General features: G+C 45.9%; 12 protein-coding genes. 7 read left to right on the top strand and 5 right to left on the bottom strand.

Going from position 1 to position 11503, the window contains the following annotated elements; genetic code table 11:
* Positions 1 to 94: 94 nt before the first annotated feature.
* The 3 genes from QUB06_RS19870 (at position 95) to QUB06_RS19860 (ending at position 2390) form a co-directional block, all read left to right on the top strand.
* Complete coding sequence (locus QUB06_RS19870) at positions 95 to 1330, top strand: adenylate/guanylate cyclase domain-containing protein (protein ID WP_333436714.1); 1236 nt, start codon at positions 95 to 97, stop codon at positions 1328 to 1330.
* 31 nt (positions 1331 to 1361) lie between these two features.
* Positions 1362 to 1970, top strand: a complete 609-nt coding sequence (locus QUB06_RS19865; RefSeq protein ID WP_333289027.1) for a DUF6272 family protein — start codon at positions 1362 to 1364, stop codon at positions 1968 to 1970.
* Between the two features lie 66 nt (positions 1971 to 2036).
* Positions 2037 to 2390: a slr1659 superfamily regulator gene (locus QUB06_RS19860; RefSeq protein ID WP_333436713.1), complete on the top strand. Its 354-nt coding sequence runs from the start codon at positions 2037 to 2039 to the stop codon at positions 2388 to 2390.
* A gap of 300 nt (positions 2391 to 2690) precedes the next feature.
* Here the strand turns inward: QUB06_RS19860 and QUB06_RS19855 are convergent, their stop codons facing one another.
* Both QUB06_RS19855 and QUB06_RS19850 read right to left on the bottom strand, forming a co-directional pair.
* Complete coding sequence (locus QUB06_RS19855) at positions 2691 to 4172, bottom strand: ATP-binding protein (RefSeq protein WP_333436712.1); 1482 nt, start codon at positions 4170 to 4172, stop codon at positions 2691 to 2693.
* 130 nt (positions 4173 to 4302) lie between these two features.
* The gene (locus QUB06_RS19850) at positions 4303 to 5133 is read right to left on the bottom strand and encodes an alpha/beta hydrolase (protein WP_333436711.1); all 831 of its coding nucleotides are present in this window, start codon (positions 5131 to 5133) and stop codon (positions 4303 to 4305) included.
* 158 nt (positions 5134 to 5291) lie between these two features.
* Between QUB06_RS19850 and QUB06_RS19845 the strand changes: the two genes are divergently transcribed.
* Entirely contained in the window at positions 5292 to 5492 is a 201-nt protein-coding gene (locus tag QUB06_RS19845; protein WP_006634481.1) for a hypothetical protein, read from the top strand.
* 162 nt (positions 5493 to 5654) lie between these two features.
* A complete protein-coding gene (locus QUB06_RS19840) occupies positions 5655 to 7850 on the top strand; it encodes a BamA/TamA family outer membrane protein (RefSeq protein ID WP_333436710.1) in 2196 nt (731 codons plus the stop codon).
* A 186-nt stretch (positions 7851 to 8036) separates the two neighbouring features.
* Here QUB06_RS19840 and QUB06_RS19835 read toward each other — a convergent pair whose 3' ends face one another.
* Both QUB06_RS19835 and QUB06_RS19830 read right to left on the bottom strand, forming a co-directional pair.
* A complete protein-coding gene (locus tag QUB06_RS19835; RefSeq protein ID WP_333436709.1) occupies positions 8037 to 9338 on the bottom strand; it encodes a HEAT repeat domain-containing protein in 1302 nt (433 codons plus the stop codon).
* 45 nt (positions 9339 to 9383) lie between these two features.
* Positions 9384 to 9935 (bottom strand): CPBP family glutamic-type intramembrane protease, encoded by a 552-nt coding sequence (locus QUB06_RS19830; protein ID WP_333436708.1) that lies wholly within the window; start codon positions 9933 to 9935, stop codon positions 9384 to 9386.
* A gap of 59 nt (positions 9936 to 9994) precedes the next feature.
* Here QUB06_RS19830 and QUB06_RS19825 point away from each other — a divergent pair, with 59 nt between their 5' ends.
* A complete protein-coding gene (locus QUB06_RS19825; protein ID WP_333436707.1) occupies positions 9995 to 10285 on the top strand; it encodes an acylphosphatase in 291 nt (96 codons plus the stop codon).
* Positions 10286 to 10418: 133 nt separating this feature from the next.
* Here QUB06_RS19825 and QUB06_RS19820 read toward each other — a convergent pair whose 3' ends face one another.
* Positions 10419 to 11066, bottom strand: coding sequence for a phosphoribosylanthranilate isomerase (locus QUB06_RS19820; protein WP_333436720.1), 648 nt, complete (start codon positions 11064 to 11066; stop codon positions 10419 to 10421).
* Between the two features lie 133 nt (positions 11067 to 11199).
* On the opposite strand from QUB06_RS19820, the gene psaK reads away from it, so the two are divergent.
* Entirely contained in the window at positions 11200 to 11484 is a 285-nt protein-coding gene (gene psaK / locus QUB06_RS19815) for a photosystem I reaction center subunit PsaK (RefSeq protein WP_333040629.1), read from the top strand.
* The last annotated feature ends 19 nt before the right edge of the window (positions 11485 to 11503 follow it).

Raw genomic sequence — 11503 nt, 5'->3', positions numbered from 1 at the left:
GAAACAGGATTTCGAGTTCCCCGTGTGTAAGTTCTAATATTTTACAGCGAGCGAGTCAAACAATTTTGCGCTTCCCGATTCGGAAGTTTAAATTATGAAACCACAAAGAAATTTATCACCATCTAAATCTCCCGAAGAACTCCATACCCAGCTACGGGAGTTGAGCGAAAAACTTGAGGAAGTAGAGGATGAAAAAAATAGCTATGAAACCTTAGTAGAAATTATCACGCAACACTCCACGGATCTGGAAAACCAGATCCGTCATAAAAACCGAGAGATGCAGACTTACATCGAGCAGGTAAAAAAAGTCATAGATGCAGCTATTGCTGTAAAAAACAATAGCTTTCAACCCCAGATATTGTCAGATGTGGCAGCGCGCAGTGATGCACTGGGAGAACTGGCACAGGTATTCTCGCATATGGTGCAAACGGTGAAAGCGCGGGAACAAGAATTAGAGAAACTTTTGCAGGCTTACGGACGTTTCGTTCCCGATGAATTTCTCCAATTTCTCGGCAAGCAAAGCATGGTTGATTTCCAGCTTGGAGATCACGTGAGCAAAGAGATGGCAATTATGTTTTCCGATATGCGTTCGTTCACCACGATGGCGGAGCAAATGACTCCTCAAGAAAACTTTGACTTCATCAATAACTATTTACAGCAAGTTAGTCCCGAAATTCGGAAGCACAACGGTTTTATTGTCAAGTATATTGGAGATGGAGTCATGGCAGTTTTTCCCGATGGCGTGGATGATGCTATTGGGGCAGGAATTGTGAAGTTGGAGCAGTTGCAGAAATACAATCAAAGCCGTAAAATAAATGGGGAGATCCCGCTGAAGATTGGCATTGGTATCCATGTGGGTGATACGATGGTTGGGATTATTGGAGATGCGAATCGGATGCAAGCAGATGCGATCTCTGATCATGTCAATCTCACCGCTCGTCTGGAAGGTTTGACTAAGTATTATGGCGTATCTTTATTAATTTCTGGAGATGTGGTACAACGTTTGAGTCAACCCGAAAAGTATCATATCCGTTTTTTGGATCGGGCTATTGTCAAAGGTAGACAAGAAGCCATTACAGTTTGTGAGGTGTTAGATGTTGAAGTAGAACCAGTGCGATCGCTCAAAATTCAAACTTTGCCTATATTTGAGGAGGGACTCCAAGAATATTGTCAGGGAAATTTTGCTAAGGCCATAGTTTGTTTTGAACAGATAGTAGCGCTAAATCCAGATGACAAGCCCAGTCAACTTTACCTAAAACGCATCCAATCGCTGTTAGAAAATAGTCTTCCGGCTAACTGGAATGGCGTGTGGAAATTCACCAAGAAGTGACCTTAATACATCAATTGGAGCGAGAAAAATCATGACATCTGGAAGCTTAAAAACAATGACACAAATCTTTGGAGAATTCATTGAAGAATTTCCTCCTGAACACGACTCCCTAGAACTTACATTTACCCCCAGTTCTCGCCCCATCAAACAGCGGTGGCGCAACAACAGGCTTTCAGCTCATTTTGTAGCCGATTATTTGTCTAGCTTTCTACCGGTGGATGAGGAGGATGCTAGCAGCGAGAAACGGATAAAAGAAAGCAAGGGAGCTGTGAGCTACGTAGCCAACGAACTGTTAGAAAATGCGATTAAATTTAATAACGATGATACCAATTACAAGGTCAGATTTGGTATACATTTTATTGGTGAAACAGAGGTGACGGCGGTAATTTTTGCCAGTAATAGTGTCACTTCAGAAGGGGCGAATAAGTTGAAGGAGTTTATTGAAGAAATTATGGCTTCCGATCCCAATGAACTTTATTTGCAGCAGCTTGAAAAGAATGCGGAATCGGAAAGTGATACATCGGGATTGGGATTGCTGACGATGATTAATGACTATTCAGCTAAGATAGGTTGGAAATTCGAGCCCAGGCCAGATAGTGATACCATCATTCTTACGACTGTGGTTCAAATTAGGGTCTAGTTTCTAGCATTTCAATATTTACTCTCTTGTGCGATCGCAATATTTTAGTCAGGAAACCAAATCACAATGGGCATTCAAGAAATTAAAGGTGAAGATTACAGGATTCAGTACGATCTAGAATCAGTCACACTCACTTTCCAAGGGGAACTCAGCCTGAGCGGCCCTGCAGAGTATGCACCAATAGCCGAGTTGTTAGATGAGGTCGCCAATGGCGAACCTCCTACTATTACCTTGAACCTAAAAAAATTGGAATTTGTTAACAGTTCTGGTATCAGTATGCTGTCTAAATTTGTCATTAGCGTCCGAAAAAAGAAAACGATTCAACTTTTGGTATTGGGTTCAAATGATATTCCTTGGCAACAGAAATCTCTCAGAAATTTAGAAAAGCTGTTGCCAACTTTGAAGCTCGAATTAGCGTAGGATATGTGTAAATTTTAACTACAGTTAACACAGGCGGGACGCCCGTGCCACAGTTAACACAGGCGGGACGCCCGTGCCACAGTTAACACAGGCGGGACGCCCGTGCCACACACAGTTAACACAGGCGGGACACCTATGCCACACACAGTTAACACAGGCGGGACGCCCGTGCCACAGTTAACACAGGCGGGGCGCCCGTGCCACACACAGTTAACACAGGCGGGACGCCCGTGCCACACACAGTTAACACAGGCGGGACGCCCGTGCCACAGTTAACATAGATAAATTTGGGTAAATTGCTTAAGTTTGCTGGATCGGCAGTTCAATGATAAACTCGGTTCCCTTGCAGGGCTCCGACTCGCACCGGAGCGATCCTCGGTGATTTTCTACTAAGATTTTGTAGACAATAGACAATCCTAAACCGGTACCTTTACCGATTTCCTTGGTGGTGAAAAACTGCTCGAACATTCGCTCTTTTATCTGTGGTGTCATTCCGCTTCCCGTGTCAGCAATCCGCACTCTCACGCGATCGGGCCCAGCTAACTCTGTGCTGATCGAAATTTTTAGCGCAGCATTGGGCTGATTTTGTGCTGCCTCGTCCAAAGCATCGATCGCGTTGGTAATTAGATTCATAAATACTTGATTTAGCTGTCCTGAATAACACTCTACAGCAGGCAATTTTCCATAATTTTTTACTACTTGAATGTCGCGACGGTCTATTTGAGAATTGAGACGGTTTCGCAAAATTAACACGGTGCTGTCAATGCTGTCGTGCAAATCGCACAGGGTCATGTTACTGTTATCGGTTCGCGAAAAGTTGCCCATAGATTTGACAATTTCGCGAATGCGATTGGAACCCATTTGCATGGAAGACATAACTTTAGGCAAGTCTTCAACTAGAAAATCCAGATCTATCTCTTCGATTTTAGCTGTGATTTCGGGACAGGGATTGGGATAGCATTCTTGATAGAGACGCAGCAGGTTCAGCAAATCTTGAGTATAAATTGCGGCATGGCTCAAGTTGCCGTAAATAAAACTAACTGGGTTATTAATTTCGTGGACGATACTAGCCATTAGCGCTCCCAGGGAAGACATTTTTTCGCTGTGGAGGAGTTGAGCTTGAGTTTGTTTTAGTTCGCAAAGTGCGCGATCGAGCTTGGCCGCTTGAGCTTCCGCTTTCGAGGTAGCAGCACAACTTTCTTGATAAAGTTCTACCTGTTTAAGATCGATTTCAAATTGTTCGATTTCGCTTTCTTGCTGGTATTGACTCACCACGGCATCGAAAGCTTCTAGCAAGTCGCCGCCCGCTGCTTCGACAATGTACAGCAGATGGGAATTTTCCAGCCTGAGTTCGGCATCGGGAACTTGCACCAAGGCTTTAATTCGATCGATATATGCGCGCACTTGTTTGTCTAAATACAGTGGCGGCTCAAAATACATTGCCTTGACAGTGGCTGAAGGGGGACTCAATAAGTTGATGCTGCTGCTAGTATTAATTAAGTCGCGGTGCGATTTTTCCATAAGCTCGATCGCCTCTAACAAATTCCCGCGCAGTTTTGCTCTTTCTGCCGCATTCGAGGAGCAAACTAACCTCATGCAAAAAAAAGCCGTTCGTTGGGAAAGCATTCGCTGGCGGCCGCTGATGTTAATTACCGCAGCACTAATTCTTCTGGCTGTCGTAATTTCTTCCAGATTAAAGTAGTTTTTCACTGCCGCCATTGGTAATGCCCCCGACTCGCCTAAATGTCTGTAGCTCCTGCTGACACAAGATTTAAGAGCCATAAAAAGTTTTTGTACAAGACACTCACCAATATATTCTGTATTTCGTAGTAGAGTAGTATACTAAAACACAATTATTTTACCGTTGTGGCATATCACAATTTTCAGGATTCCGCTTGTTGCACCGTTTTTCTTAACTATTCAAAAATTTACTAATAAACTTGGCCATGATGGGAGCTTGAGTTTGCGGCAACCCGTGAGCAGCATTGGGAATAATTGCTAACTCTGCCCCCGGTATCTCGCCCGCGTAGGTTTCACAGTGCCATTGAGGAATTGTTTCGTCACTATCTGCTGCGATAACTAAGGTAGGAATTTGCAATTTGTGAATTTCTTTTTCTACTGTATCAACTGCATCTTCTGGCCGCATCCGACTCATTAAAAAAGACCTTGCTACTGGTTGAGACATTAACTCCCTGCGCCACCCAGAAATTTGCTGCAATTGCTCACTTTTTCCCGCTAAACTAGCAAAAGGTTTTGCCAACTGCAAGGCCCAATCAACGGCTGGGGTTTCCCACAGCAGCGGCCGCAAAGCATCGTATTGACCACAAAAACTGTCGTCTCGAATTCCCGCAGGTGCTGCTAACACTAAACTGCTAACAGAATTAGGATATTTTAGGGAATATGCAGATGCTACCCAACCGCCAAAAGAATGTCCGAGGATGTAGCAGGGTTCGATATTTAGTTGTTCTACAACTTGCCGCACAAAAGCAACTTCTACAGCTACGTCGTAGCGGATTTCTGGTTTGCTGGATTCTCCAAAACCCAACATATCTAAACTGATGCACCGAAACTGAGATTGCAATAACTCAATTAAGGGCAGCCAGCAAGTCTTTTCTCCGAAGAAACCATGCAGCATCAATAAGGGTCGGCCGCACCCGATGTCCAGGTAGGCTGCTGTTTGGGTGGTGCTATTGACAAATGTACTTAATGTGTGCTTTTGTCCTACAAGTGCTTGAGACTGCATGGCGATCGACTCCTGATAGGTAAGATACCTTTGTAAAGGATTGTAACAAAAAAGCAGTTCAAACGTTAAACTTCATTACGGAGTACACAGTTAGAAATAGACCATGATATTGTCTATGATTATTAGAAAAAACTACAAACCCAAAGCAGGAGAACACCTTGAACTCTACTTTAAAACAGTACCCGGCTTGCTCTCTTCGCGAAGATGTCAGTGAGTACGTAGCACACCTACAGCTTCACATGACTTTACAAGCTCGCAACCTGCTCCCTACCATTACCACCGCTAAGGATAGTCGCGAACAACTGTTGCAGCAGACTCAGGCTCATTTTGAGAAACGTGTTTCTCGACAAGCTATTTAAACAAATTTTTCTGGGTCATTAAGATCGCCCACTGTCGATCGAACTTTCCCACATTTCAGCATCCCAGAAACCCGGTAGCCTCAAAAATACCGGGTTTCTTTTCGGCTAATTATGCAGGGAACCCGGTTTTGGGTAATATGCGTTGGGTGTGCTTTAAATTTAATGTCTATGCGAATTTCGATTATTGCATTTTTGACTTTGGCGGCGCTGGGTTGCGGCGAATTGGCAGCGCGGGCGATCGATCCGAGTGCCGCACTGACTGAGGCCCAGTTGAGAGAGGGAACCGCAGAGGCGCAGAGGGCACAGAGGGAGGAGGATGAGGTCATTGGTGATAACTTAACGTCAAACCCACCGTCTCTCTTGTTTGTAGCGAAGTCTAGATCCCCCCTAACCAAGGGCGGGCACGGGGGCACCGCCCCTACTAAGGGGGGGACAAGAAATATGCTCAAAGTCCCCCTTGTTAAGGGGGATTTAGGGGGATCTAGACTAGATGACAAGCGACGAACTGCAGAGGCACAGAGGGAGGAGGATGAGGTGAGTCTCACATCTGGCACCATTCTCCAGAACGGGCAAGATGCCCGTTCCACAAGAGATGAATTGTTTTGTGGAACAGGCATCTTGCCTGTTCATAAAAAGCTGATTGAGAATGGTGCAACCTCTCTCAAGAACGGTGCAGCATCTGTCAAGAACGGGCAAGATGCCCGTTCCACAAGAGATGAATTGTTTTGTGGCACAGGCATCTTGCCTGTTCATCAAAAGCTGATTGAAAATGGTGCAGCATCTCTCAAGAACGGTGCAGCATCTGTCAAGAACGGGCAAGATGCCCGTTCCACAAGAGATGAATTGTTTTGTGGAACAGGAATGTTGGCTGAAGTACGCGGGGTGCAGCGATCGGGTAAGGAATTGATATCACTCAAGTCCAACCACAAGAAAGATTTTACATCTCTGTTAAAAACTCCGGCGACGATCGCGACACAAGCCGAAATCCCCGAAGCAGTAAACAGCAACGCCCGACAGCTAGACGGAACTCTACAAATCAGTCAAGCGGGCAATGCTGAAGGCGTTTACGTTGCTGATGTGAAAATTCGCTTTGTCAATTCCAGAGGCGAAGCTGTTGATAAAAAAGGGAATCCGGTTGAGGGCAGAATTTCGGAAGATTTTATTCGAGGTGAGCTCAAACTCAAGGCGGGGGATAACTACAGCCGGGAAGTTGTACGATCGGATTTACAGCAGTTGCAGCAATTGGGATTGTTTGACAAGGTTACGGTTTCGATCGAAGAAGTTGGCACGGATGTTAATGTAATTTACAACGTTCAAGAGCGATCGGCTCGCTCTTTTAGCGTGAGTGCCAGTCTTAGTGATGATGTTGGCGTGGCTGTTCCTCTTTCCTATACCGATCGAACTTTCGGAACAACCCCGCAGCGGCTGGCGGTGGAACTTGAACCCAGCCTCCGAGGTATCCAGTACGATGTCCAGTTTGTCAGCCCTTACGTTGCTGCCGAAGACCGTTTGGGATACAGTGTGAGAGCTTTTGGCGATCGCAGAATATCGGAAATTTTCAACAAAGATATTGATTTGCCCAACGGGAACCGAGTTCGGGAAATTCGGATGGGGGGAAATCTCAGGTTTACCAGACCTTTGGGCGATTGGCAATCGACTTTGGGACTGAATTATACAAACATCAGTACGCGCGATCGCAACTTAAATATCGCCCGCCGCGACGAACTCGGCAATCCTCTCACTTTCAGCGGCAGCGGCGTTGACGAGTTATACACTGTTTCTTTTGGTGCCATGCTCGATCGGCGGGACAATCCCTTCAACCCCACCAGTGGCTCAATTCTCAGCCTCAGCACCGAGCAGTCGATACCTCTGGGGCGAGGTAACATTGTGAGCAACAGGCTGTTAGCCAATTATATACATTATGTACCAGTAACTTTGCTCGGCATCAGCGAGTCTGAAGCCTTGCCCGAAATGCTGGCTTTTAACTTGCAAGCGGGGACGGTAATTGGGGATTTGCCACCAACGGAAGCTTTTCGCCTCGGCGGCCGCAATTCCGTGCGAGGTTACGATAGCGGGGATATTGGCAGCGGCCGGAGTTATTTTTTAGCTTCCGGCGAATATCGGTTTCCTGTGGGTCAGGATGTCGGCGGCGTGATATTTGTTGATTTTGCGTCGGATTTGGGAACGGGAGATAGTGTACTCGGAAAACCGGCGCTAGTCAGGGACAAACCGGGGACTGGGGCGGGTGTTGGGGTGGGTGTGAGGGTGCGATCGTCCTTTGGATTAATTCGCTTAGATATGGCTGTTAGCGACTCCGGCGACATCAAACTTATACTCGGTACAAAGCAGCGATTTTAAATTAGTCATCAGTCAGTAGTCATTAGTCACAAGTTACAGCATATTCTGGAATATGCTGTAAAATCGAGTCAACAGTTAACACTCAACCATTCAGTTTTTCCACCCCTCCTTCTACAGTCAACAGTCAACAGTCAACAGTTAACAGTCAACAATCACGGACGGTGCAACCGGAATTGATATAAATGCTTAACGCTTGGGTTTTTTCACATCAACATTTTTCGGTTTAGCAGCCGGAGTGCGCGGATAAAACTTAAACTTATTGAGCGCAGCACTTGCCGATTTAGCCACACCGCTATCTATATCTCGCAAAGCTTTTTGTAGCAGCGGAATCACTTTTTCAGACTTAATCATTGCTAGTGCTTCCACAGCAGCTTCACGCACCTCCGGGTGAATATCTTGAGCTAATTTTCCCAAGGTTTCTATTGTTCGCTCACCTTCGGATCTCAGAGCATTAGCAGCAGCCATTTTACCTAAAGAAGACGCTGCAAACTTGCGGGTTTCTTTGTCCTGACTTTGAACGCATCCCATCAACTGCGGTAGGGAATAGCTTGGTGCTTGTCTGGTAATTGGAAGCTGTTGTTCGACTGCTGGTTGATGTATATCTATTGGTTGTGGTTCCGAAAAATCTGTGTAATTTAACTCTTCTTGAACTTCTGTTTGATTTAACTCACTTGACAGTTCTTGCCAAACTTCTTCTTGTGATAAACCTTCGGCAAATTCTGTTGAATTTAACTGACTGAACTGCTGATCGGGGACTTCTTGTTGTTGTACATTACTTTCGTACTGCTCTTGCAAAGACCTGATAGTAGCTTGCATCTGAGCTTCGTGAGCTTTCAACTGCTCGTGAGCCGCTTGCAACTGACTCTCGTATTGCTCTTGCAAAGCCTCCATATTTAACTGCATCTCAACCTCTCGGTTCTCATATTCCTCGGCAATTTGCCTCAAGCGAATTTCGTGTTCATTTTGCAGGTTTTGCAAATGTTGCTCCATCTGAGCTTGATAACTTAGATGCAATTCGTCAGCAACTCTGAGTAAATGATGTTCGTGTTCTGCTTGCAAAGATTGGATATTTTGCTGCATCCTAGCATTGTTAGCGGCTTCTAATTCCTCGCTGATTTGCCGCCGCAGCTCAGGCTCGTGTGCGCTGACAACTTGTTGGAGCTGACTGTCGCGTTCTGCCAAAACTTGTTGGAGCTGATTTTCGTATTGAGCCGCAACTTGTTTGAGCTGGTTTTCGTATTGGGTAGTAACTTGTCTGAGTAAATTTTCGTGTTCGATAGTAGCTTTTCTAAGCTGATTTTCGCGTTCTTGTTGCTGAGATTCGACAGCTTGTCGCACCCGAGACATCTGAGCTAATTCTATTTCTTCACTAATTCTGCGAGTTTGCTGCAAGTATTCTTGTTTTTGCTTGTTTAAGCGCTTTTCCACTAACCAGTAAGCAACTGCTACCCCTGCCAAAAAACCTACGATCGCCCCTATGATACCCACAACTGAGATCCTCCCGACAAAATAGTGATGCTGGACTTTTTACATTTAACCATACAGCCTCCTGTAACCGCCCAGTAGCAACAGCCAGGCTGTCACTGCTAGCCAGTGAACCGCCACCGCAGGCCAGATAGAACCGCTTTGCAGGTATGCGAGGGAGCACGCAACTCCCAAAATTGCCGCCAGTAGCAAAAATACTGGATTCATAAAGGTCGATCGACCAACCGGATAAAAAGTCAGCGCGTTCAGCGGGTGGTAAACTACAAAAGCCGCCAAACTCGCGCATCCCCAAAACCACAGCATTAAGCCAGAAGCCTTCTCGAACGGGTGTGGCAGCATTAACACCCGGAACAATAATTCCTCGGTGATGCCCGGACTTAACAAACAGCCAAGAAGCACTCCCACAATTGTACGCCGAGAGGTTTGCACGTCTACTTTTAGAAATCCTGACCAAAAACCAATGGAAAGAGCGATCGAAGTGTAAACCAGCGCGAGCATAGCTGCAACCAGCCAATCGGTGAAATCGGGAATAGTTGAAAAAGCCAGGGTGATGCGGCGTATCAGGAATCCCGGCAGCGCCATCGCACTAAAATTTAACATAATCAAACTGATCCTTAAAATTTTCAAACAGATGTTAACAGTAAGTTGAGCCGTTTATTATGCAAAACCAATCATTGCCGCCCGTCAGAGTCCGCGTTTTTGTTTCGGGATTAGTTCAAGGAGTAGGATTCCGATATTCAACAAGGAATCAAGCAAAGTATTTCGGCCTGGGCGGCTGGGTAAGAAATCTCCCCGATGGCCGTGTCGAGGCTGTCTTTGAAGGCTCCAAAAAAGCTGTGGAAGGAATGATTGCTTGGTGCCGCCGCGGCCCCACCGGTGCTACGGTTAGTGAGTTGGTTTTGGAATACGAAGACCCGGAGGGCGAGCGCACTTTTGAGATCCGCCGATAATACAATAAACGGCATAAACTGCGGTTGAAACCCCTACTATACAAACGAAGTCTGCCTAGTCTAGGGCAGGCTTCGCCCAAGCAGACTAAAGAATAAATCCGATAAAAAGCGCGAACTTGATATTGCCAATTTATCAATGATGAGCAAGTAAACTTAAATTAGCAAACAACTGAGCAACTTTGGTCAAATCTTTATCTCCCGGCGCTATTTCTACGCCGCTAGAAAGATCAACACCGCTGAAGTTATTGCCGATCGCACTATCAATTGCATTTAAAATATTATCGGGTGTTAAACCGCCCGCCAGCAGCCAAGGACACTGGGGTCTAAACTCTGATAACATCATCCAGTCGATCGTTTTGCCAGTGCCGCCGAGTTGATTGGGATGGTAAGCATCCAGCAGTAAAGTATCGACACGAACAGCATAAACAGCAGCGGTGGCTAAAGTTTCAGGAGTCTTAACTCTCAGGGCTTTGATAATTTCAATTCCCGGCAAAAACTCCCGCAGTCGATCGCAATATTCCGCTGTTTCATCTCCATGCAACTGCACCCCGCTTAAATTTGACTCTGCCGCTACTTGACAGATATTTTCTATTGTGGTGTTGGCAAAAACGCCAATGCGATCGACATTTTCCGGCAACTGCTCGACAATCAGGCGAATTGTTTCTGGGCTGACATAGCGGGGGGAAGCCGGCACGCAGATAAACCCCAAAGCCTGGGCTCCCAAGCGGGCGATCGCAATTCCTTGGTCTAATTTAGTGATTCCGCAAATTTTAACCCGCACTCCTCGTCCTCCGTTCCGAATTTGTATCAAAATATCAACGAATTGTTAACTATTAAAACAAATCTTAGTTTAATGCAAACCGCTTTTTATAATCTTGGAAATCAATTTATCTGTGAAATCAGGAGATAAGAACATGATCACCTCATCTTTGCTGTTAGCCGTACAATCTACCGCTCCCTCAACACCAGAGTGGTCGCCACTGGTAGGACTGACAATGATTTTATGCAATTTGCTGGCGATCACGATCGGCTACTACGGCATCTCCAAGCAAAACCGAGGCAAGGGCCCTGCTTTACCCGTTGCACTCCCTGGAATGTTCAAAGGCTTCGGCGTACCAGAATTGCTGGCAACAGCCAGCTTCGGCCACTTGCTCGGAGCCGGAGTAATCTTGGGCTTGGGTAACGCCGGAGTTCTGTAAAAATCAGGGGAAAGGCAAA

The sequence above is a fragment of the Microcoleus sp. D2_18a_D3 genome (assembly GCF_036702455.1).
Taxonomy (GTDB): Bacteria; Cyanobacteriota; Cyanobacteriia; order Cyanobacteriales; family Microcoleaceae; genus Microcoleus.
Note: the sequence above shows the minus strand (reverse complement) of the source record. Positions and strands in the feature narration are given on the sequence as shown.